General features: G+C 47.9%; 19 protein-coding genes, 1 tRNA gene and 1 pseudogene. 11 read left to right on the forward strand and 10 right to left on the reverse strand.

Features of this window, described 5'->3' with window-relative positions; translation table 11 throughout:
* Positions 1 to 144: 144 nt before the first annotated feature.
* The gene (locus NC856_RS00005; protein WP_264088354.1) at positions 145 to 1,233 is read right to left on the reverse strand and encodes a glycosyltransferase; all 1,089 of its coding nucleotides are present in this window, start codon (positions 1,231 to 1,233) and stop codon (positions 145 to 147) included.
* Between the two features lie 204 nt (positions 1,234 to 1,437).
* Here NC856_RS00005 and NC856_RS00010 point away from each other — a divergent pair, with 204 nt between their 5' ends.
* From NC856_RS00010 to phoH, 5 genes and pseudogenes are all read left to right on the forward strand, one after another.
* A complete protein-coding gene (locus tag NC856_RS00010; RefSeq protein WP_264088355.1) occupies positions 1,438 to 1,638 on the forward strand; it encodes a hypothetical protein in 201 nt (66 codons plus the stop codon).
* Between the two features lie 107 nt (positions 1,639 to 1,745).
* Positions 1,746 to 2,671, forward strand: a pseudogene (locus tag NC856_RS00015) (Rpn family recombination-promoting nuclease/putative transposase).
* Positions 2,672 to 2,913: 242 nt separating this feature from the next.
* Complete coding sequence (locus NC856_RS00020) at positions 2,914 to 3,636, forward strand: RNA polymerase sigma factor FliA (RefSeq protein WP_264088356.1); 723 nt, start codon at positions 2,914 to 2,916, stop codon at positions 3,634 to 3,636.
* Between the two features lie 51 nt (positions 3,637 to 3,687).
* The gene (gene fliZ / locus NC856_RS00025; RefSeq protein ID WP_264088358.1) at positions 3,688 to 4,197 is read left to right on the forward strand and encodes a flagella biosynthesis regulatory protein FliZ; all 510 of its coding nucleotides are present in this window, start codon (positions 3,688 to 3,690) and stop codon (positions 4,195 to 4,197) included.
* A gap of 552 nt (positions 4,198 to 4,749) precedes the next feature.
* The gene (phoH, locus tag NC856_RS00030) at positions 4,750 to 5,538 is read left to right on the forward strand and encodes a phosphate starvation-inducible protein PhoH (RefSeq protein ID WP_264088359.1); all 789 of its coding nucleotides are present in this window, start codon (positions 4,750 to 4,752) and stop codon (positions 5,536 to 5,538) included.
* Positions 5,539 to 5,616: 78 nt separating this feature from the next.
* Here phoH and NC856_RS00035 read toward each other — a convergent pair.
* The 3 genes from NC856_RS00035 to NC856_RS00045 all read right to left on the reverse strand — a co-directional run bounded on the left by NC856_RS00035 (position 5,617) and on the right by NC856_RS00045 (position 8,846).
* A tRNA-Ser gene (locus tag NC856_RS00035) sits at positions 5,617 to 5,706 on the reverse strand.
* A gap of 224 nt (positions 5,707 to 5,930) precedes the next feature.
* Positions 5,931 to 6,569, reverse strand: a complete 639-nt coding sequence (locus NC856_RS00040; protein ID WP_264088360.1) for an RpiB/LacA/LacB family sugar-phosphate isomerase — start codon at positions 6,567 to 6,569, stop codon at positions 5,931 to 5,933.
* A 237-nt stretch (positions 6,570 to 6,806) separates the two neighbouring features.
* A complete protein-coding gene (locus NC856_RS00045; protein ID WP_264088361.1) occupies positions 6,807 to 8,846 on the reverse strand; it encodes a choline transporter in 2,040 nt (679 codons plus the stop codon).
* Positions 8,847 to 9,185: 339 nt separating this feature from the next.
* Here NC856_RS00045 and betI point away from each other — a divergent pair, with 339 nt between their 5' ends.
* The 4 genes from betI to NC856_RS00065 all read left to right on the forward strand — a co-directional run bounded on the left by betI (position 9,186) and on the right by NC856_RS00065 (position 13,770).
* Positions 9,186 to 9,773, forward strand: a complete 588-nt coding sequence (gene betI / locus NC856_RS00050) for a transcriptional regulator BetI (protein ID WP_264088362.1) — start codon at positions 9,186 to 9,188, stop codon at positions 9,771 to 9,773.
* A gap of 37 nt (positions 9,774 to 9,810) precedes the next feature.
* Positions 9,811 to 11,283: a betaine-aldehyde dehydrogenase gene (betB, locus tag NC856_RS00055; protein WP_264088363.1), complete on the forward strand. Its 1,473-nt coding sequence runs from the start codon at positions 9,811 to 9,813 to the stop codon at positions 11,281 to 11,283.
* A 19-nt stretch (positions 11,284 to 11,302) separates the two neighbouring features.
* Positions 11,303 to 12,970 carry a choline dehydrogenase gene (gene betA / locus NC856_RS00060; protein WP_264088364.1) on the forward strand — a complete coding sequence of 556 codons (1,668 nt, stop codon included), beginning with the start codon at positions 11,303 to 11,305 and terminating at the stop codon, positions 12,968 to 12,970.
* A gap of 134 nt (positions 12,971 to 13,104) precedes the next feature.
* Positions 13,105 to 13,770 carry a tellurite resistance TerB family protein gene (locus NC856_RS00065; RefSeq protein ID WP_264088365.1) on the forward strand — a complete coding sequence of 222 codons (666 nt, stop codon included), beginning with the start codon at positions 13,105 to 13,107 and terminating at the stop codon, positions 13,768 to 13,770.
* A 69-nt stretch (positions 13,771 to 13,839) separates the two neighbouring features.
* Here NC856_RS00065 and fabA read toward each other — a convergent pair whose 3' ends face one another.
* Positions 13,840 to 14,358: a bifunctional 3-hydroxydecanoyl-ACP dehydratase/trans-2-decenoyl-ACP isomerase gene (gene fabA / locus NC856_RS00070; protein ID WP_264088366.1), complete on the reverse strand. Its 519-nt coding sequence runs from the start codon at positions 14,356 to 14,358 to the stop codon at positions 13,840 to 13,842.
* Positions 14,359 to 14,449: 91 nt separating this feature from the next.
* The gene (locus NC856_RS00075) at positions 14,450 to 16,177 is read right to left on the reverse strand and encodes a Lon protease family protein (RefSeq protein WP_264088367.1); all 1,728 of its coding nucleotides are present in this window, start codon (positions 16,175 to 16,177) and stop codon (positions 14,450 to 14,452) included.
* 198 nt (positions 16,178 to 16,375) lie between these two features.
* On the opposite strand from NC856_RS00075, the gene matP reads away from it, so the two are divergent.
* On the forward strand, positions 16,376 to 16,831 hold the full coding sequence (matP, locus tag NC856_RS00080; RefSeq protein WP_264088871.1) for a macrodomain Ter protein MatP: 456 nt from the start codon (positions 16,376 to 16,378) through the stop codon (positions 16,829 to 16,831).
* A 75-nt stretch (positions 16,832 to 16,906) separates the two neighbouring features.
* On the opposite strand, the gene ompA is transcribed toward matP, so the two are convergent.
* Together ompA and sulA are read right to left on the reverse strand one after the other, a co-directional pair.
* Positions 16,907 to 17,983, reverse strand: coding sequence for a porin OmpA (gene ompA / locus NC856_RS00085; RefSeq protein ID WP_264088368.1), 1,077 nt, complete (start codon positions 17,981 to 17,983; stop codon positions 16,907 to 16,909).
* A gap of 367 nt (positions 17,984 to 18,350) precedes the next feature.
* The gene (gene sulA / locus NC856_RS00090) at positions 18,351 to 18,857 is read right to left on the reverse strand and encodes an SOS-induced cell division inhibitor SulA (protein WP_264088369.1); all 507 of its coding nucleotides are present in this window, start codon (positions 18,855 to 18,857) and stop codon (positions 18,351 to 18,353) included.
* 223 nt (positions 18,858 to 19,080) lie between these two features.
* Here sulA and NC856_RS00095 point away from each other — a divergent pair, with 223 nt between their 5' ends.
* Positions 19,081 to 19,707: a TfoX/Sxy family DNA transformation protein gene (locus NC856_RS00095; protein WP_264088370.1), complete on the forward strand. Its 627-nt coding sequence runs from the start codon at positions 19,081 to 19,083 to the stop codon at positions 19,705 to 19,707.
* Positions 19,708 to 19,725: 18 nt separating this feature from the next.
* Here NC856_RS00095 and yccS read toward each other — a convergent pair whose 3' ends face one another.
* Entirely contained in the window at positions 19,726 to 21,870 is a 2,145-nt protein-coding gene (gene yccS / locus NC856_RS00100; protein WP_264088371.1) for a YccS family putative transporter, read from the reverse strand.
* A 20-nt stretch (positions 21,871 to 21,890) separates the two neighbouring features.
* Positions 21,891 to 22,337: a YccF domain-containing protein gene (locus NC856_RS00105; protein WP_264088372.1), complete on the reverse strand. Its 447-nt coding sequence runs from the start codon at positions 22,335 to 22,337 to the stop codon at positions 21,891 to 21,893.
* Positions 22,338 to 22,383: the final 46 nt, after the last annotated feature.

Below are 22,383 nucleotides of genomic sequence, written 5' to 3' on the forward strand. Positions count from 1 at the left end.
TTTATTATTGAGTTCGGTGACCGCCTGAGCGCTCACCTTTAATACGATGGCAGTTACACAGAATTACGGACAGGCTCCTCAAGTCTGAGCTTGTATTTTCGCCATGATACTTAAAATGATGCCATCACTGATAGTTGAGTGATATTATCGAACACGATTTATTCCCTCAAGCGCAAGTTTATAATTTCCGCATTTCTGATAATACTCTAATGCCTCAGGCTTCATGCCAAAACACTCGAGTATTACTGCTATATTATAATTAGCCTTGTAGGTATTAACTCCTTTTTTACGACCCGATTCCATTCTTGTACATAATTGAAACGTATCTATGGCATTCTGGAAGTCAGCATTGTTCATAAGTATTAATGCCTTTAAGAATATGAAATCAGTAGAAGTGCAAAAGTCTTCATATTTTAAAATTTCTAACGCTTTTTCATATTGTGCTGTGTTAATCAGACAATAGCCATAACACTCTATTAGCACTTCATTATAGTCATGATAGCGATCTTTCTGTAAGTGAAGAGATGTCTCAAAGCTTTTTTCTGCCAATGCATAATTCTTGTCTAAATAGTAACTTTTCCCTAACTGGTAATAAAGATAAGGATCATCTTTTGATTCATCTATGGCCCGTTGAAGTAACGTAATATTTCGGCTAATCTTATTTTTACTCTCTATTATATCTTTTATGTAACCGCTGTGTATAAATGAGAGTGGTGCGTCAAAACGCCCATCGGGTACTTCGTCGGTTTTTTTACATATCTGTTCGTGAATAATACCAACGAATTCATAGTGAGATTTATCAAAAAGGCGACTGATGCGTTCTTTGATAAAATCTTTTTCACTTGTACTTTCATCGTTGGTGATGCTAACGATCTCTATCGTACCTATGTTAGTTGGATAGCTGCTGATTTGTTCTGAAAGCATAGCGTTATCTATCTTATCGAGTACTTCATCTGCATCAACAACCAACACCCAATCATATTTTGCAAATTGCAGGGAGTAATTTCTTGCTGCGGAGAAATCGGCTATCCATTGAAAATCATAAATTTTATTAGTGAAACGGCTGGCGATTTCCTTCGAGTCGTCGATTGAACCGGTATCAACAACAACAATGTCATCGAAATATTGCGCAAGGGAGCGGAGAGAATTCTCCAGATGCTGCGCTTCATCTTTAACGATCATACAGACGGATATCATTAAAGGTGCGTTGACGGTTTTTTTAGGATTTTGCATATCGGGCATAACCATACATTAGGGTGACGTTGGAGAAGCAGTCTATGCATAAGCTGCTACGTACTATACTATTAGCAAGCTAATCCCCCCAAGCTTTAATTCATCTATCATATCGTAAATTCTGGCAAGAATGCTATTCTTGATTTGAAATGTTCTGTATTTCCTCTTAACCAAAATCGCTGCTTTTTTATAAGTGATTGTTATTTGTCCTTAGTATACAAATTAGGTGCTGGTGCAGGAAAATCAGGTGCCGGAGACAGTGTCGGCGTTATTGCAGCGATGATAAAATATTATAATGAGAATTACTTTATTTTAAATGCCGAGGATATGAATAGTCTCTTCTTTGTTTGGTATTCGCCGGTTGAGATTAATAAAGATAAATCATCAGCAATGGACTTTCAGTAACACATATAATTTTCTGCGAGACGCTTCCACACTTTTCATCCTACCGCTTTCCTGATATTGCCAATCCGCTAAGGTATCTGGCGACTATCATCACAGGGAAGCGGGCCATGCAATCGCACGATGCGATCTTCAAACAATTCCTCGGCATATTGCTATCGCACGGGATTTTCTCTCCATCCATCTGCCGTCGGATATTCAGGCGCACTGTGATTTCAATACGCTGAAACGGGAATCCGCTTCATTTGTGGATGAAAAACTGCGTTCCCGTGTATCGGATATGCTTTATTCGCTGCATACCACACAGGGGAAAGGCTATATTTATTGCGTAATTGAGCATCAGAGCAAACCGGATAAACTGATGGCGTTTCGGTTGTTGCGTTATGCGCTGGCGGCGATGCAGCAACATCTTTCACAGGGAAACGGAACCCTGCCGCTGGTGGTGCCGCTGCTGTTTTATCATGGCGAGCGTCTTCCGTATCCTTACAGCCTGAACTGGCTGGAAAGTTTCAGCGATCCGGCGCTGGCGCGACAACTGTATACCACTGGGTTCCCCTTAGTGGATTTAACCGTGATCCCGGATGAAGAGATCAAAACCCATCGCCGGGTAGCGCTGCTGGAACTGGTGCAAAAGCATATTCGCACGCGTGATATGTTGGAATTGGCGCGGTATATTGGGATGTTGATGGAATTGTGGTCATTGCCCTTGACGCAACAGCGGGCGTTGATGTTTTATATCATGCAAGCAGGGCAGACAGCCGATTTATCATCGTTTATTGAAACGCTGGAAACGTATCCGGGAGGGGAGCAAATGGCAACGATTGCACAGGAGTTATTTGAGAAAGGCGTGCGACACGGAAAAGAAAAGTGGCTGGCTGAAGGGTTGGAGCAAGGCTTAGAACAGGGCATGAAAGCCAGTGCGTTACGCATTGCCCGTCAGTTACTGAAAAACGGGATGACGCCGCAACAGGTACAGCAGATGACGGACCTGTCCGATGATGATATGCGGACAGTGATATCCTCGGTAAAAGAGTAATTTTCTGCGCGACACTGCCACACTTTTAACCACGCCGCTTTGAGCCTAAGGCATCGCCATAGACAAGCGGCGCGTGGCAACCTCATGACAAATTGGATGAGAAAATGGATACTGTCTTTTAAATCTGACAGGCTTCCCGTATCCTAAATAACCCCTCTTTTACGTCCCTATTCATGCAATTGGTAACTCTACGCAAAAGCATAATAGTGTCGATAACATTATTATCGTAGGTATTTGTCACTGTGAGCGATCTGTATACCGCCGAAGGCACAATGGATAAGAACTCCCTTTGGAAGCGCTATGTTCCGTTAGTGCGCCATGAGGCATTGCGTTTACAGGTTCGTCTCCCCGCGAGCGTTGAGTTGGATGATTTACTTCAGGCTGGCGGTATCGGCTTACTCAGCGCCGTTGAGCGTTATGATTCGTTACAGGGTACGGCGTTTACGACGTATGCGGTGCAACGAATTCGTGGCTCAATGTTGGATGAATTGCGTAGTCGCGACTGGGCTCCACGGAGCGTGCGGCGTAATGCGCGGGAAGTGGCACAGGCGATGCAACGGGCTGAACAGCAGCTTGGCAGAACGCCCACCGAGCAGGAAGTGGCGCAGTCTTTGGATATCACGTTAGAAGAATATCGTCAGATTTTGTTGGATACGAACAATAGCCAACTCTTTTCTTATGATGAATGGCGTGAAGAACACGGCGATAGCGCGGAAGCCCTGCTGGAAGGCAATGAAGATGCCAATCCGTTGCACCAACTGATGGAAGGTAATTTGCGTCATCGGGTTATGGATGCGATAGAAAACCTGCCTGAACGCGAAAAGTTGGTGCTGACGCTTTACTACCAGGAAGAACTGAACTTGAAAGAGATCGGTGCGGTTTTGGAAGTAGGGGAGTCACGCGTGAGTCAGTTGCATAGCCAGGCGATAAAGCGCCTGCGCGTAAAATTAATGAATGATGTTTAATTTAGCTGCGTAGGAATATTGTTATACAATATATTTTCATGGAATGGATTCATGCCTCAATCAATTCGGAAGAAACAGCTTCTCAGCCGTTATCTGAAAGATTTCAAACATAAACAAACACATTGCTCTCACTGTAATAAAGAACTCGACCGCGTTTCATTGGTTTTACGTAATCAATTGATTAATAAAAAATCTATTGGCAGTATTGATCGGCTAATTGATAACGAAGTCTGGGCAGATTTACAACAGGAGCTAATACCCCTCTGTCGCTTTTGTAGCGAAATATTATGCAATACGCAGACTAGCTATTTCAATATTCGAGCCTTCACCCAATACCTTATTGAGCAAACGGAAGTTAGACATAGCACGATGCGTGAATATGTCATTCGCCTGCGCCGTTTAGACGAGTTGTTAGTGGTTAAAAAATATCCAATCGATACGTTCGCCAAAGACAATGTACAACAGTGTATTTGTGATTTTTTTCCCGATCTTGAACAAAACATTTATCGCAGCGCATTGAGAAAATATGATCAGTATTTGGCCTGGCAGAAACATTACTGATCAGATTTATGCGTTTTTCGATAATGCATGTTGTGAAATTGTCGCGTGCCGACTATACGTAAATGTTATGACAGTGTAAAAAAGCTTGCAAAGTAGAGGCAAACTATTGCACTGTCATACTACTGAAATCATTTGGTTCTAATTTCTGGTTGATGATTAACAGTGGTTCTTAATACGGTCAATCATTATTCATCGGAATAGTCGTTGTCACAGTGAGGAACGCGAATGGTAATGTCCTTATCGGGACTAAATAGTCGAAACCAACATTCTGGTCTTCTGACTCGCCGATGCGAGGGGTTTCTTTCCCACTTATTTCCTGCTCTGTGTTTCTTATCGTTCTCTCCCTTTTCCAACCTTTCTTTTCTGTCCGAACGTTTCTCATCGGTTCTACCCTTCAGCGTGTTTTCGTTTGGCGCGATGGGGAACGTAATCTATTTTATTAATCCACACTGGTTCTTTATCGGCTTAATAAGGAAGCCAACCTCGTTTGTGAGTGAAGCGTCACGCGCTGTTCGGCAGCGCGGTAAGTGAAACAAACTGTAAGGTGCCGCTATGGGAAGACAAAAAGCAGTGATCAAAGCTCGTCGTGAAGCGAAACGCGTTATACGTCGTGAATCACGTAGTCACCGTCAACGTGAGGAAGAGTCGGTCACTTCTCTGGTTCATATGGGTGGGATTGAATCAATAGGTATGGCGCGGGAGAACCGCGACACGTCTGTGATTGAAGCCCGTACAACAGCCCAGGAGCATTACTTGTCTGCAATAGAGAATAAACAGTTGATTTTCGCCACAGGAGAAGCAGGGTGTGGCAAAACGTTTCTGAGTGCGGCTAAGGCTGCGGAAGCACTCATTCATAAAGAGGTTGAACGTATTATTGTAACAAGACCGGTATTACAGGCTGATGAGGATCTCGGTTTTTTACCGGGCGATATTGCCGAAAAATTCGCCCCTTATTTCCGCCCGGTATATGACGTATTGTTGCGGAGATTGGGGGCATCATTCATGCAGTATTGTTTACGACCGGAAATAGCCAAAGTAGAGATTGCGCCGTTTGCCTATATGCGCGGGCGGACTTTTGAGAATGCGGTGGTTATTCTGGATGAAGCGCAAAACGTGACGGTGAACCAAATGAAAATGTTCCTGACGCGTTTGGGAGAGAATGTGACGGTAATTGTGAATGGCGATGTCACACAATGTGATTTGCCCTCAGGGGTTAAATCCGGGTTACGCGACGCCCTTGAGCGGTTTGCCGAAGATGATTTAATCGGTATCGTCTCTTTTGGTAAGCAGGATTGTGTTCGCTCTGAACTGTGTCAGCGGACGCTTAATGCCTATGATTAACCACTAGCGGGATCCCCGCGCCGGCGGGATAACAAAAAAACGCCCCTGACTTGCGTCAAGGGCGTTTTTTTATCTATATGGCGGTGAGGGAGGGATTCGAACCCTCGATACGTTTTCACGTATACACACTTTCCAGGCGTGCTCCTTCAGCCTCTCGGACACCTCACCGGATTGTTGCCGTGTAGACGGCAACGGGGCGCTACTATAGGGAGTCGCTCTACTTCGGTCAAGTAGTATTTATCTGTTTTGGAACATCTGGTTAAGCATTGAACGTTGACGAGAGGGCAATAATCAGAAAGCAGGAAAAGTCACCATGAAAACACAGGGAAGAAGGCAATAAAAAAGTCACAAGCGCTCTTGTTTGTGACTTTTTGCATGCTAAGTGAGCTTAGTTAAGCCAACAGACTTTTGATGAAGCGGGTCAGGACTTCATCCTTGCTGTTTGCGAAGAAATATTCCTGAAATTTAGGGCCTGCGATGGTGCCTTTTACCAGATCCTGATCCAAATTTTTCAGGATAGTAATCAAATCGTTAAAGGCGACGGCTTTCACGGCATCAAGAATCTTTTTGTTGCGCTGTTGCGGCGCAACGCGATCGCTGGGGTAGCCTTTACCGCCTTCTTCTTTGAACAACTGGGTGAACAAGTTTTCCAGATTCAATTCCGCGCCCCAGCCGAAACCTTTGGCATACGGCAGAGATATCGCGTTGCCGTTGTTGATCTGGGAGAACAGGTAAGCATCAGAAGGGTCAACAGCCAGCCCGCAAAGTACGCCAGGGAATGCATTACAGGCCAACATTGCGCCCTGACCAGTACCACAACCAGTTACCACGAAATCAGCGGCGCCGGCATTGAGCAGGATGGCGGCCAGAATGCCGTTCTGAATGTAGGTAAGCTGTGCGGCGTCTTCTACCGTGTATTGACCGTAGTTGTATACAGTGTGGCCCAGAGGTTCAACGGCTTTGCTCAGTGCTGCGGCAATAATCGCGTTTTTAGCGGCTTGACTGTTCTCGTTAATCAATGCAATTTTCATGTTCGTTCCTTTTTTATGACGGACAAGTACATTTTTTAAAACTGTATTTCAATTTAATTTAATCAGTATACCGTTTCAAAAATAAAGCGCAAACCGTCACGTCAAAGAATGAGTCGTGACGCGTAGAATGCGATGAAATTGCTGTCAGCGAGAATAAAAAAGAAGGAAAACGTTCGAAGTAATTAATTGATAATATTGTATTTATGGCGCTGTATCACAGCGCCATATCAGCAAGGGTCAGGCGTCGGGGAACGTCAGGGTGTTGCCGGGCGATTCCCGGTTGATATGCAGGAAGTTCAGGTGACGTTCGTACTGATCCAGAATGTCATTAATAACCTGCTCCTTGCTGTAGTCCATCAAATCATTCCCTTGACTTCCTTCCAGCAAGAACGTTTCCAGACGATAGTAATGTGATTTTCCAGAGCGTGCCCGATAGGTGAACGCCGGGATGCTATAGCGTTGAGGCCAGATTTGATACAGAAAGTTCTGCTCATCGCCTAAATCGACCAGAAGTTCAAGATGGTTAAGCCGTTCGTCTTCAACCGGAGGAAGTTCGTTAACCTGCACATGGGCGCCGCGCAACGTCAATTCATGAGCAACATCCTGCATGGCGGGGGCACAGACATTATCCAGCATTTTCTGGGTATAGGTCGTACCGGGAAAATTCATCACGCGTGAAATTCGTTGTTTCCAGTTCAGGCGATCATCGCCCGATATAGGCATCGGTGCGAAGGATTGCAAGGCGCTGGCTTTGCGATAATCTTCTACCCGCAGCGATTTATATAAACCCGCCATGATGAAGAAAATAACGAAGCTGAAAGGTAACCCCATAATCACGGTGGTGTTCTGTAACGCGGACACGCCATTGGTCATCAGCATGGCCAGCGTCAGCAGACCGATAGCGACAGACCAGAAAATACGCAGCCAGTTTGGTGCATCATTATTAATGTCGGCCAAACGAGAAGTAAAGTTGCCCAACACCAGCGAACCGGAATCTGCCGACGTAACATAAAACAATAGCCCGGTAATGGTAGCGACGGAAGCGCTCAGGCTAAAAGCGGGATACTGCGCCAGCAGACTATAGAATCCGCGTTCTGGATATTGAATCACCTCGTTGGCAAAATCGAGATTGCCATGAATGACCTGATACAGCGCGCTGTTGCCAAAAATGGACAACCACAACAGGGTGAACACAAACGGGATAATCAGGGTGCCGACAACGAATTGTCGAATGGTGCGGCCACGTGAAATACGCGCCAGAAACAGGCCGACGAACGGCGCCCAGGCGACCCACCAGGCCCAGAAAAACAGCGTCCAGCTATTCATCCATTCCGTTGGACGATCAAACGCAAAACTATTCAACGTCATTCCGGTGAATCGGTTGATATAGTCACCCACGTTCAGCACCAGCGCATTGAGCAAAAACGCGGTATCACCCCAGAACAGCAGAAAAAGTATTAATCCCAACGCGAGAAGCACATTCAATTCCGATAGGAAACGAATGCCGCGGTTGACCCCGGAGGTAACGGAGACCGTCGCCATGATAACCGAAAGTAGGATCAACGACGCCTGTACCGTGAGGTTTTCCGGGATCTGGAATAGTACCTTTAAACCATAATTAAGCTGTACCACGCCAATGCCCAGGGTGGTGGCGATACCGAAAATGGTGCCGAGTACGGCTGCGATATCCACGCTGTGTCCGATCGGGCCGTTAATGCGTTTACCAAAAATGGGGTAGAGCGCCGAGCGGATTGTCAGTGGTAGATTATAGCGATAGCTGAAGTAACCCAGCGCGATGCCCATCAGCGCATACATCGACCAACCGGTCAGTCCGTAGTGAAATAGCGTCCATACCATCGCCTGTCGAGCAGCTTCCAGCGTTTGTCCCTGTCCTTCTGGCGGCATCATGTACTGGGTAATGGGCTCGGCGACGGAAAAAAACATCAGGTCAATGCCGATCCCCGCCGCGAACAACATGGCGGCCCAGCTTAACAGACTAAATTCGGGTTTGGACTGTTCCGGCCCAAGTTTGATCGTACCAAAACGGGATGACGCAATAAAAATCACAAAGACGATATAGAGCGTAGCGGCCAGCAGATAGTACCACCCGAATGTGGCGGATACCCAGTTGAGGGTGCGAGTAATCCATATATTGGCGATGTCGTTAAAAAAAATGGTCATCAGCGAGAAAGTAAGGATTAACCCCGCTGATGTATAGAACACGACAGGATTAAGGCGATCCTGAGTGGATTTGGTCGTGATATCGGATGCTGGCATGGTTATCCCCTGCGTTACGCTTTACGAACCTCCAGTCAATTTCTTCAGCAAAGCGTGCTTAGCGCATATCAAGATAGCTTGCGCAGGACATCCGCTGAGTACGCTTACCTGTGAAAATGACGGCAGAATAAAAATTCAAATTTTGACTTTAAATGAGATTTATCACCTGCAAATCAAATGCTTTCGACTATAAGTAATACAAACATTTAACGTTTTGACAATAAAATATATTCATTTTTAATTGAACGTTCAATCAAAAATAAGTTTAATGAATGGCGATGGATCATAAAAAATAGCCTCTGATGATGATTTGCGACACAAAAATCCAGGAGTCGTGCCATGCCTAAAATTGGAATGCAGCCTATCCGACGAAGACAACTTATTGAGGCGACGCTGTCCACGATCAATGAAGTCGGGATGCATGATGCGTCCATCGCGCAGATAGCCCGTCGCGCTGGCGTATCGAACGGCATCATCAGCCATTATTTCCGTGACAAGAACGGCCTGCTGGAAGCCACTATGCGCTATCTGATTAATCACCTGGGTTTGGCGGTCAAACGGAGAATGCAGGCACTTGAGCAGCACACGCCGTGCGAACGTTTACGGGCCATTGCCGCAGGTAATTTTGATGACAGCCAAATCAACAGCGCGGCCATGAAAACCTGGTTGGCGTTTTGGGCGTGCAGTATGCATTCCCCGATGCTTTATCGTTTGCAACAGGTGAACAGTCGGCGACTGTATTCCAACTTGTGCGTCGAATTTGGCCGTTGCATGGCGCGGGAGAGGGCGCGTATAGCAGCCAAAGGCTTGGCTGGGTTGATTGATGGACTATGGTTACGTAGCGCGCTCAGTGGGGAGAAATTCAACCGGGATGAGGCATTGCACATTACTTATCAATACATCGAACAACAACTGGCTGGCGCTTGAACCTGGCGGCCAGGACCGCAATCAGACGGGAGTAGTTATGTCACATTATGGTTTACAGCGGCTCTATATTAATGGGGCCTATGTCGATAGCACCGGCAATGATCGATTGGATGCAATAAATCCCGCCAATGGCGACGTTATCGCTCAGATTCAGGCAGCGACAAGCGAAGATGTGGATCGGGCGGTCACCGCGGCTACCGCAGGGCAAAAAGTCTGGGGCGCGATGACGGCAATGGCGCGTTCACGCATTTTGATGCGTGCGGTAGCTATTTTGCGCGAACGTAATGATGAACTGGCATTGATTGAAACGCATGATACGGGCAAGCCGCTGTCAGAAACCCGTGCTGTCGATATCGTGACCGGCGCGGACGTGCTGGAGTATTACGCTGGATTAATCCCCATGCTCGAAGGCCAGCAGATCCCGCTGCGTGAAAACGCATTTGTCTATACTCGTCGAGAACCTCTGGGCGTAGTGGCTGGCATTGGCGCATGGAATTATCCCATCCAGATAGCGCTGTGGAAATCGGCGCCGGCGCTGGCGGCGGGCAACGCCATGATATTCAAGCCAAGTGAAGTCACCTCGCTGACGGCGTTGAAGCTGGCGGAAATATATACGCAGGCCGGGTTGCCGGATGGTGTCTTCAACGTACTGACCGGAACGGGAAAATCCGTCGGACAGGCGCTGACTACCCATCCCGGTATTGCCAAAGTTTCATTCACCGGCGGCGTTGCCAGCGGAAAACGCGTGATGGCGGATGCGGCAGGCTCGACGCTGAAAGAGGTGACGATGGAGCTTGGCGGCAAATCACCGCTGATTATTTTTGATGATGCCGATCTGGATAAAGCAGCGGATATCGCAATGATGGCGAACTTTTTCAGTTCGGGACAGGTATGCACCAACGGTACGCGAGTGTTTATCCCTCATGCGTTAAAAGCGTCATTCGAACAAAAAATCCTGGCGCGCGTGCAGCGTATGCGGATTGGCGATCCAACCGATAACGCCGTGAATTTTGGTCCGTTGGTCAGCTTTACCCATCGGGAATCCGTCCTACGTTATATCGAGGCAGGCAAGCGCGCGGGCGCGCGGGTGCTTACCGGTGGATACGCTCTTAGCGAACCCGCCTATGCGCAAGGCGCGTATGTCGCACCCACCGTGTTTACCGATTGTCAGGATGATATGCAGATCGTCCGCGAGGAAATCTTCGGCCCTGTCATGAGTATTTTGAGCTATGGCGATGAAGAAGAGGCTATTCGCCGGGCCAATGCGTCCGAATATGGTCTGGCGGCGGGGATAGTGACCCGCGATCTGAATCGTGCTCATCGGAGCATCCATCAACTACAAGCCGGCATCTGCTGGATTAATACATGGGGCGAGTCACCGGCTGAAATGCCTGTGGGCGGTTACAAACATTCCGGTGTCGGGCGTGAAAATGGCGTCACAACGTTGGAACACTATACGCAAATCAAATCAATACAGATTGAACTGGGTGAATTTAGCTCGGTATTTTAAGCGTAGAAGAGGAGAGCCAATGGAATATGATTACATTATTATCGGGGCGGGCTCGGCGGGTAACGTACTGGCGACCCGTTTAACGGAAGATCGCGATGTCACCGTATTGCTGCTTGAGGCAGGCGGGCCTGATTACCGGCTGGATTTTCGTACACAGATGCCGGCGGCGCTGGCTTACCCGCTACAGGGCCGCCGTTATAACTGGGCCTATGAAACCGATCCCGAACCGCATATGAATAATCGCCGTATGGAGTGCGGCCGCGGAAAAGGATTGGGCGGATCATCGCTGATTAACGGCATGTGTTATATCCGGGGCAATGCGATGGATTTCGACAACTGGGCGACGATGCCTGGTTTGGCCGACTGGAGTTATCTGGATTGCCTGCCTTATTTCCGTAAAGCAGAAACGCGTGATATTGGCGCGAATGAGTATCATGGCGAAGAAGGGCCTGTCAGCGTCACCACGCCAAAAACCGGCAATAATGAACTGTTTCACGCGATGGTGGAGGCGGGGGTTCAGGCGGGTTACCCGCAAACCGATGATCTCAATGGCTACCAGCAGGAAGGATTTGGCCCGATGGATCGCACTGTCACACCCAATGGGCGTCGAGCGAGTACCGCGAGAGGCTATCTTGATCAGGCGCGTGATCGTCAGAATCTGACGATTGTGACACATGCGCTAACCGATATCATTATCTTTGAAGGTAAACGGGCTGTGGGCGTCAATTACTTTAAAGGTAATAGCACTGATATTCAGACAGCGCACGCGCGCCGTGAAGTATTACTGTGTGCGGGAGCTATCGCGTCACCACAAATCCTGCAACGTTCGGGCGTTGGGCCGGCGGAATGGCTGAACAGATTGGCTATTCCTGTCGTGCATGATTTACCAGGCGTGGGTGAGAATCTGCAAGATCATTTGGAGATGTATCTGCAATACGCCTGTAAAGAACCGGTATCGCTTTATCCGGCGCTCCAGTGGTTCAACCAGCCGATGATTGGTGCTGAGTGGTTGTTCAAAGGAACGGGGATTGGCGCCAGTAACCAGTTTGAGGCGGGGGGCTTTATTCGTAGCAGCGAAGCGTTCGCCTGGCCAAACATTCAATATCATTTTCTACCAGTCGCCATTAATTACAACGGCAGCAATGCAGTAAAAGAACATGGCTTTCAGGCGCATGTTGGATCGATGCGTTCTCCGAGTCGCGGGCGCATTCGGGTGAAATCCAGACATGCGCATGATCACCCGAGTATTTTATTCAATTATATGTCGACTGAGCAGGACTGGCGAGAGTTCCGCGATGCGATCCGCATCACGCGCGAAATCATGTCGCAACCTGCATTGGATAAATACCGTGGTCGTGAAATCAGTCCCGGCGACAGCGTGCAAACCGATGAGGAGCTTGATGCGTTCATTCGTGCTCATGCCGAAACAGCATTCCATCCATCCTGCTCGTGCAAGATGGGAGAAGATGAGATGGCGGTGGTGGATGGACAAGGCCGCGTCCATGGCGTCGAAGCCTTACGGGTGGTTGATGCATCCATCATGCCGCAAATTATCACTGGCAATCTGAATGCAACGACCATCATGATGGCGGAAAAGATTGCCGATCGAATTCGTGGTCGTCAACCTTTGCCCCGTAGTCAGGTTGCTTATTATGTCGCGGGTGAAGCGCCGGTAAGACGCCTTTAGTCATGCGGCGCCGACTGGATTGCTGATTTGCGCTTATACTTTTCATTGATATACACAACCTGACAAAAAATGTCTTCAGGGCTATTACTATGGGGCAGGTATAAAATCGGCCCCCCATTTCCTGAGGTAGAAAAATGAACAACTGGATGCAACAGATTCAAAATTTATTGAACTCCGGTAGCAATAAGAAAGGCGGCCTTCAAGGTCGCAGCAATGGTAATTTGGGCGATATGTTGAAACCCGCCGCATTTGGTGGGTTGGCAGGCGTTCTGCTGTCGAACAAATCGGCCCGGAAAATGATGGGGTCGTTGGGAAAAAATGCGTTGATTATCGGCGGCAGCGCCGCGGCAGGCGTTGTGCTGTGGAATCAGTATAAGAAGCGTGTGCGCGACACGCATCAGGATGATCCGCAATTTGGCGTACAGGCATCGCCCGAAAATGTGCGGGCGCGTCGTCTGATTCAGGCATTAGTCTTTGCCGCCAAGAGCGATGGTCACATTGACGATATCGAGAAACAGCGTATTGATGAAAATATCCAGCAACTGCAACTGGGCCAAGAGGCGCAGCAATGGGTGCAGGAAGCTATCGCGCAGCCGTTGGATCCTGAATTGTTGGCCAGGGACGTGAAAAATGAGGAAGAAGCGCTGGAAGTGTATTTCCTCAGCAGCGCGGTGATCGATGTTGATCATTTCATGGAGAAAAGCTATCTGGATGCGCTGGCAACATCGCTGAAGATCCCTCAGGATGTGCGTCAGTCCATCGCCGATGAAATGAACAACCAAATAAACCACCAGAAGTAAACGAATTTGCCACAAGATGGCGAGAATAAGACAACGGGCGAAACAGGAATGTGTCGCCCGTTATGGCGATCAGAAGGCGCTGGTATCTTTGAATAACCCGACTTTGAGCTCATTCGCGGTATAGATTAACTGACCATCTACCAAGACTTCGCCATCAGCAATCCCCATGACCAGACGACGATTAATAACGCGCTTGAAGTGGATACGATAAGTCACTTTTTTCGCTGTCGGCAATACCTGCCCGGTGAACTTCACTTCACCCACGCCCAGCGCGCGTCCTTTACCTTCGCCGCCCAGCCAGCCCAAATAGAAGCCGACTAACTGCCACATGGCATCCAGACCCAGGCAGCCCGGCATAACGGGATCGCCAATGAAATGACAGCCAAAAAACCACAGATCAGGGGTGATATCCAGTTCGGCTTCCACATAGCCTTTGCCATGGTGACCGCCATCTTCGGTCATTTTTACCACCCGATCCATCATCAACATGTTCGGGGCTGGTAACTGTGGTCCTTGTGGGCCAAACAGTTCACCGCGGCTGGAGGCAAGAAGATCTTCTTTTGTATAGGATTCGCGTTTATCTACCATGTTCTCTGTAAGCCTTATTTTATTGAAGCACGCAGGTTAGCGTACACCTGTACGCCGGGCAAGTCCGTTACGTCTGGTTAAACCAGTTCAGTTAGCGGAAAAACCAGGGGAAGCGTCGCCGTTCCTGAGGATTTAACTGGCCGATTCGCTCCCGAATGGCTGCCAGTAAACTTGGCTGGTGTTCGTCATCGTAAGCGACATTCGTCAGTAACGATATCGCTTCTGATGCCATTTCTACCGGGTAAAGGTGGAAATGCCCATCACGAACGGCGGCAACCACATCCTGCTGCAAACACAAATGACGCCGATTCGCCGCAGGCAGGATTACACCTTGCTGACCGGTCAGACCACGGCGTTGACAAACTTCAAAGAAACCTTCGATTTTTTCATTTATCCCGCCAATTGGTTGTACATGACCAAACTGATCGACCGAACCGGTTACGGCAATCTGTTGATTAATCGGTTGCAAGGAAAGCGCACTGATAAAAGCGCTGAGTTCCGCCAGTGAAGCGCTGTCTCCATCAACTTCGCCATAGGATTGTTCAAACACCATGGATGCGGATAAAGGGAATTGCTGATCAAGTTGAAGTTCGGCAATCAAAAATGCCTGCATAATCATCATGCCTTTGGCATGCAGATTGCCGCCAAGCTCTGCTTTTCGCTCAACGTCGGTAAATTCACCGTCGCCAGGATGAACCACACAACTAATGCGCGTCGGCTCACCAAACATAATGGGATAGCCGGGATATTCCAGTACGGAAAGACCGTTGACCTGTCCGACAACATATCCTTCGGTTTCGATCAAAATCTGGCCCAGTTCTATCTCATCCTGCATACGCTCGTAGAGATAACCCTCGCGCCAGCGACGGGCTGCTACCGCGTTAATCAGTGTCTGAGCGCTGATTTCCTGATCTTGAGCGTAGAGTGCGACATATTTTAGCTGATGCGTCAGCCATAGCGGACACAACGGCAGGCAACTCTGGTCACCACTATAGCGCACGGACAGATTGACGAATTCAGGCCATGCATCAGCCGATAACAAAGGCAGTTGATTTTCCTGACACAGTGAATTGATGTAGGCACACCAACGTTCCATATCATCGGCATCAATAAGCTGCAACTGTGCTTCAAACTCGCCATAAACCGCCAGGCTGCCTAGCTCTGGCTCCATGTCGTGAATGTCACCCAGGCTTTCCCGATCGCCCAGGATAATCAAACGAACGTTCAATGGCATTGGCGGTATATCGACAGGCAACGGTTTTCGCTCATCCGGCGATTGCCAACGATATATTCCTTCAGTGATGGTCTGTTTCAGACGCAACCACATTAATGGCTGAGCCAGCAATGATCTGGCAGACAGTATCAATGTGCCGCCATTGACCTGATGAATCAATCCAGGATGAAGTGTGATCTCATCCTGAAAATACCGAACACAACCAAATAACTGCTCTGGCTCAATCCATTCCTGATAACAGCAGGCGTGCTGTGCGGCAAAATTATCATCGGCTTGCGTTGCTGGTTCAACACGGACGTGGCGGCCCTCAACCACGTATCGACTGCCGTACAATTCGCTGGCCTCTGACCTGATGGCATTCACCGCATTGGCTATCAGCGCCATATACTCGCTATTTTCCTGTGCTTTTAGCAGCATGAAGCGAGAGGGCGCACGAGAATGGCAAAAAAGCGTCAAACTGTCAGCCAGACGAGGTTGAATGGCGGAGAATTCAGCAGGCGCAAGTTGTGCTGCCTGAGTGAACAATGTTTGATAAGGCGTGTTGTCGGGCAGTAAATGCTGCCATGCAAGTCGGTTACTGGTCAAAGTATCAAATTTAGTCGTCTGAAGGAAAAGCGTGATTATACAAGAATAATGCGGGCTGCACAGAAGGAGAGTCGCCCTATCAAGAATGAAGGCTTGAGTTGTATAAGAAATAGCCTTAAAAAGAAGGTGAAGAAGGTCTACTTTGTCAAAAAACTGTTATTCTATGTAGAACGTTACACGGTCACTGAAGAATTTAATATGAAATATCAACAATTAGAAAATCTTGAGTGTGGGTGGAAATGGAAATATCTGGTGAAAAAACACCGCGAAGGTGAGGAAATCACCCGTTTTATGGAACAAAGCGCGGCAGATGAAGCGGTAAATTTACTGTTGAAAATGGAAAATCAACCTGTGAAGGTGCAGGAGTGGATTGAGCAGTGTATGAATCCGGCATTGGAAAACCGCATGAAGCAAACGATTCGTGCGAGGCGTAAACGCCATTTCAATGCCGAACATCAGCATACCCGCAAGAAATCAATTGATCTGGAGTATCTGGTCTGGCAGAGGTTGGCGGGATTAGCGCAGCGGCGTGGGAATACGTTATCGGAAACGATAGTTCAACTGATAGAAGACGCGGAGCATAAAGAAAAGTATGCCAGTCAGATGTCATCATTAAAGCAAGGGCTTGAAGCCATGCTGAATAAAGAAAGGTAATCTTTAGTGGTATTGATGTTCATGAGACGTTAAACAAAAAAACCTCGCCGAAGCGAGGTTTTTTTCGTCAATAACTTAAGCCTGAGGCTGAGTTACCACGTCTTTGATGCCCTTAACTTCGATCTCTACGCGACGATCCGGAGCCAGACACTCGATCAGTGCAGCACGCGGTTTCACGTTGTCACAAGTAGAACCGGTAACCGGGTTGGATTCACCGTGACCACGAGCAGAGATTTTATTCGCTGGGATACCTTTAGCGATCAGGTAATCAACTACGCTCTGAGCACGTTTTTCAGACAGGCCCTGGTTGTATTGTTCTGAACCTAAACGGTCAGTGAAGCCCAGAACCACAACGGAACCATCTTTAGGATCCATAGAGCTCAACTGAGAGTACAGTTGATCCAGAGATTGCTGGCCTTCTGGTTTCAGCGTTGCTTTGTTGAAGTTGAACAGAACGTCAGATTTCAGCGTGAAACGTTTGGTTTCAACAACTGGAGCCGGAGCCGGGGCTGGTGCCGGAGCGACATAAGCGTCATCCTGACCGAAACGGTAAGAAACACCAACGCTCATCAGCAGGTTGTCAGGACGAGCGCCGACTGTACCTGCGTCACCGATGTTGCTGACCCACTGGTAATCCACACGGGCAGCCCAGTTTCTGTCGAATGCGTATTCAACACCGATTGCCGCCAACGGAGAAACGCCGGTATCGTCGTTGTTACGGTCAAAGCCGCCTTGTGCGGCATGGCTGTCAGTACGCCATACCATACCACCTAAACGGGTATAAACGTCCAGATCAGACATAACCGGGTAGCTCAGTTTGGCAGCCAGTTGAATACCCTGTGCTTTGAAGCTTGCACTGTCAGTGTTTGACGTTGAGGAACCGGCATATTTCAGACGGCCCAGCCAATCATAGCCCATTTCAAAACCCAGGTAAGGGTTGGCCTGATAACCAACGAAAGCACCTGCGCCTAATTTGCTTTTGATAGGGTTGTTGTTAATACCTTCATAACCGTTTCCGTAGAAACCGGTGTCGTGGAATTGAGATACACCCAGTTTACCACCTACATACCAGGTATTATCTTTCGGAGCGGCCTGCGCTACGGTAGCGAAGCCAGCCAGTGCCACTGCAATTGCGATAGCTGTTTTTTTCATTTTGTACGCCTCATTTATCATCCAAATCGGCTATTAACTCGGTTAAGCTAATTGACCTTTGGTTAAAATCCTTTAATAGGAATTTTTTGCTCTTATTTTATGACTCACTGTCAGTCAACTGACGTTATAAAAGAGCAACTCCAGCGAGTTAAAGTCTACAACGTGATGGAAAAGTTACAAGTATGATGTGACTCGCATCATGTAAAAACGAGCAATTCATTCACACTTGCTAACAAATAGTAGATGATTTTGACAGATAATATGAATTTTTTGTTTTGCTTGATCCGTACCGACGCCTCTGGAATAAGGCTGTGCCGGGGTAAACGGCATTTAACCCTGAAAATGACTAAGAAATTTCTTAATTTACTTAATGATACAATGTTGAGTGAATTTTTAGGCTCGGAAAGAGTCTATAGGGGCCGCGATTCGGGGTTTCCGGTCGCATAATGAAGCCATACGTATTGCCAACTTGTGCCGCCTGACGCAACCTGACCCTTTCTTCTTCTGTCAAATCATCTGTTAACCAGCATAGTACGGCACTGTAATTGCCTGTCAGCAACGCTTTTTCCATTGCATCTACCGTCAGTATAGGACTGATATGATGCAATTGAACGATTTTATCCAGCGGCAACCCCGATTGTTGTAACCAGGGACGACTCAGTTTTTGTTGTGGTGATAGCCAAAGCAGCCAACGTGACTGTGCGCCTAATTGCTGTAACAAAGGTAGTAATAAATGCGTAACAATTGGCTGTTCGGCGTTATAAACGATTTCACTGATTATTCCCCCACAGGATGCAGATGAATCCGCAGGACGAGGGTTATTCGCAAGCCTTGATTGTTGTGCGTTGTAAACGCTGAGCGGTTGAGTACGCATAATGAGTTCTACCCATAGTGTTACTGTATGCATATACAGTAACTGCTGTATAAATGAAAATCAACCTGATTTTTTTCAAAGCGCTTCGCATATTCCAAATGCAACATCCGGCAAGTTCATTTTGTGTTTGAAGCCACGTGTACCCTGTGTTTAATTACTTGTTCCTGTTATTGATATTCCAATTTAACAGGGACAGGTTATTTCAATACTAAGGGTTACAGTAATGAAACATTTATGCGAAAAAAGGATTTTGCAATCTAAGCGTTACTTTGCGTCTTTGGGAGATATAACTTCCCGTTCTCAGTTTGGTGGCTACAGCATTGCAGCAAATAAAATAATCTTTGGGGTTGTATTAGCAGGCGAGCTGTACCTGCGAGCAAGTAAAAAAGACATAGCACTTTTCCATGAGCGCAATATGCCGCATCTGGTGTATACCAAGCGTGGCATACCCATTGAGTTGAATTACTATCTGGTCGATGAATCGCTCTGGAGAAATCATTTGCAACTGTTGCAGTTTGCCAGAATGTCGTTAGCGGGCGCCCAGTATGATAAAGCCGCTAAAAACAGTAGTGGACGTTTAAAGGATTTACCTAACTTGAACCACGATCTTGAGCGCTTACTATGGAAGGCTGGCATCAGGAATATTGATGAACTACAGCAGTGCGGCGCCAAAACAAGTTATCTGAAACTGCGTGCCGTCAGCGCCAATCTCAGCGTAAATATACTCCTGGCGCTGGCTGGGGCGATATGTGGAACGCATCAGGCCGCCCTCCCGATCAGGATACGTAATGAATTACTGGAATGGTATGAGCGCAATGCCGAGTCTTTTTTCAAAGGGCATAAGCACTGAGCAAGTGGCATTTTTATGCTAACTATTTTGCAACTTAATCATGCGGTTTTTTAGTTGAGTAAGTTCGGGTAATAGTTCAACAAGTAGCCCAACCTGTTGAAGAATCAATAATTCTTTACTGCCAGGCTCTGCGGACAGGGATTGAATGCGGCTCATCATGGCATTCAGCCCCTGGTTGATGCGCGGGATTTCTGTCTCATCATGATGCAATGCGTCATCCACATAGCGAACCACGTCATCCAGTAATTGTAGAATTTCTGGAGAGGTGATTTTTTCCCGGTGTGCGCCCAGCGTAGAGATATAGCTCAGCAACGTGTGATTCAGACACATAAAGCGAAAAGCGCTATCCAATTTGTTTCTGATGGCGTGGGGTTCTGATGACATATTGGAAACCACTGAGGCTAATTCTGCATCACAGTTGTGGGCATCGCGGCGCGCAATACGGTAGTCCAGGCTATTATCTTTCCCCTCACGGTATTGCAGCATAATGGCATTAAGATAGCGGCCATTGGCAAGCAGTGTTTTATTGATAACCGCTGGCAGCCCGCGAAAACACCAATCCGGCCAGATAAAACTGACCGCTGCCCAGGCAATGGCGCAGCCCAGCAACGTATCAATGACACGCGGCGCGGCGACTTCATATCCTTCACCCAACAGATTAAAACACAACAATACCAATAGGGTAATAAACATGGTGGCATGTGCATATTGTACGTTTCGGAAGGCAAAAAACAGTACGCCGCTGATAACGATCAAGATCAGTTGTCCCTCCAGCGAAGGCACAAAGTACAAAATGGGCAAGCCGAGCAGAATACCTGTCAATGTACCGATGATTCTCAACGCCAGCCTGCGCCGCGTCGCATTGTAGTTAGGTTGGCAGACAAACAGGCTGGTCAGCAGGATCCAGTAACCATGCTCCATACCGGTGACCTGAATAAAGGCATAACCGCTACAGAGCAATACCGACATGCGGATGGCATGACGAAACAGCGCTGACTGTGGTGTCAGATGGCGACTGATCCTCAGGCGAATATCGCTCCAGCTGGTGATTTTGTCATCCGCTAAGGTATTCTCAGGATTACTTTCCCGTTCGATTGCCTGTTCTGATTCTATCGTTGAAAGCTGCGCATCAATCGCCCGTAGATTGTTCAGCAAGTACTGCAAGGCCTTTATTTGCGAGGTATCGGTACTTTGGCTTTCCGAGGCGCGCTTAACTGCGGATTCAAGATGCACGAAAGCCCGTTCTATCCGGCTATCATGTTGATACTTATCGCGTAATAAAATGGATTGCGCCAGTTGCTGACAGGCGCGGGCCTGCATGGAAAGCAGGCGTTGGAAACGGAACAGGAGATCGCTGTAGCGAAATTTTTCTCGCAGTTGCGGATAGTACACATGGGATGAACTGGCACGCTCATGGATGTCCTGAGCCACGAAATAATAATGTAACGTCCGTCGCGTCCCTCGCTGACCGCGGTCTCCGCGCAGTCGGGTAAGTAGCGATGATTTTGTTTGATTCAATGTGGCGACCAACTGGCTATTTACCATGGCGACGTCAATGAGCGGCTGATCGGTTTTGTCCTCAATATCTGGATCAAACAAATTGGCTTTCGCGTCCAGATATCGAGCCAGTTGTTGATAACACTGCGCCAGATTATCTTGCAAAGGGCGGATAGGAAAAATCAGATGCCCAAGCAGGGTAAGCAGATTATACCAGGAAGCGCCGATCAGCAGCATGATGGGTTGCTGATACCAGGTGCTGTAGAGTGATATCCCCAGCATGGTATAGACCGCGATGAGTAACGCGCCAAAGGCGATGGTGGCATAACGTTGCCCTAATGCCCCAAGCAAAATAAAACCGCAGGTTGATAACGCCAGCCCCAGACCAAATAGCCAGGGGTAAGGGAAGAGAAGCTCTATGGAAACCGAAGCAATAAAAAAACAGGTCAGCGTAATAAACAGATTACGCAGACGTCCTGTCAGACGATCGTCCAGATCCGCCAGGGCCGCTGCCACCACGCCCAGCGTTAACGGGATAGTGGCGGTTGGTTGATCAAACCACCAGGGAACGGCGGCCGCACCGGTAAAGGCAATAAGAATGCGGATGTTATATAGCCAATTGCTGTTATAGGTATAGCGGCGGATACCAGACGAAAAAGTGAGCAACGGTCTATCCTCTGGTATGATTAACGAAACTGGCGCCGCGCGTTTTCTTCACGTGCCGCCTGCGCTACTTCAACGGACACCACGCGACGTCCAACGGGCCATAACGCGATGGCGGCGATTTTAAAATTGGCGATGCCCACAGGAATGCCAATGATAGTGATACATTGCGTAATACCGGTAACGATATGTGACAGACACAACCACCAGCCAAAGAAAATAAACCAGAAGATATTCAGCAACGAACCGCCCGCATTGAGAACCGGATTTTTCTCTTCCGGGCGCAGTTCATTGATGTGAATGGCCTCGTTGCCGTAAGGCAGCAATGATAGTTTGGTGATTTCCCAGCACGAGCGGGTTAGCGGTAGCGTAAAGATCAATAGAACACTCACCACTGTCGCCAGCAGCCAGCATAGTGTGGTGAAAAAACCTCCCAGTACGAAATTCAGAATGTTCAATACTGTGCGCATAATCTCTCCTGCATTTCCAGGGTAACCAAAGCCTATGATGATAAAA

The sequence above is a fragment of the Brenneria izbisi genome (assembly GCF_025840185.1).
Taxonomy (GTDB): domain Bacteria; phylum Pseudomonadota; class Gammaproteobacteria; order Enterobacterales; family Enterobacteriaceae; genus Brenneria; species Brenneria izbisi.

Excerpts from the sequence above, each read along its gene's own strand:
- NC856_RS00005 (WP_264088354.1), bottom strand. The coding sequence starts at position 1,233 with ATGCAAAATCCTAAAAAAACCGTCAACGCACCTTTAATGATATCCGTC.
- fliZ (WP_264088358.1), top strand. The coding sequence starts at position 3,688 with ATGCCTCAATCAATTCGGAAGAAACAGCTTCTCAGCCGTTATCTGAAA.
- phoH (WP_264088359.1), top strand. The coding sequence starts at position 4,750 with ATGGGAAGACAAAAAGCAGTGATCAAAGCTCGTCGTGAAGCGAAACGC.
- NC856_RS00040 (WP_264088360.1), bottom strand. The coding sequence starts at position 6,569 with ATGAAAATTGCATTGATTAACGAGAACAGTCAAGCCGCTAAAAACGCG.
- NC856_RS00045 (WP_264088361.1), bottom strand. The coding sequence starts at position 8,846 with ATGCCAGCATCCGATATCACGACCAAATCCACTCAGGATCGCCTTAAT.
- betI (WP_264088362.1), top strand. The coding sequence starts at position 9,186 with ATGCCTAAAATTGGAATGCAGCCTATCCGACGAAGACAACTTATTGAG.
- betB (WP_264088363.1), top strand. The coding sequence starts at position 9,811 with ATGTCACATTATGGTTTACAGCGGCTCTATATTAATGGGGCCTATGTC.
- betA (WP_264088364.1), top strand. The coding sequence starts at position 11,303 with ATGGAATATGATTACATTATTATCGGGGCGGGCTCGGCGGGTAACGTA.
- NC856_RS00065 (WP_264088365.1), top strand. The coding sequence starts at position 13,105 with ATGAACAACTGGATGCAACAGATTCAAAATTTATTGAACTCCGGTAGC.
- fabA (WP_264088366.1), bottom strand. The coding sequence starts at position 14,358 with ATGGTAGATAAACGCGAATCCTATACAAAAGAAGATCTTCTTGCCTCC.
- matP (WP_264088871.1), top strand. The coding sequence starts at position 16,376 with ATGAAATATCAACAATTAGAAAATCTTGAGTGTGGGTGGAAATGGAAA.
- ompA (WP_264088368.1), bottom strand. The coding sequence starts at position 17,983 with ATGAAAAAAACAGCTATCGCAATTGCAGTGGCACTGGCTGGCTTCGCT.
- sulA (WP_264088369.1), bottom strand. The coding sequence starts at position 18,857 with ATGCGTACTCAACCGCTCAGCGTTTACAACGCACAACAATCAAGGCTT.
- NC856_RS00095 (WP_264088370.1), top strand. The coding sequence starts at position 19,081 with ATGAAACATTTATGCGAAAAAAGGATTTTGCAATCTAAGCGTTACTTT.
- NC856_RS00105 (WP_264088372.1), bottom strand. The coding sequence starts at position 22,337 with ATGCGCACAGTATTGAACATTCTGAATTTCGTACTGGGAGGTTTTTTC.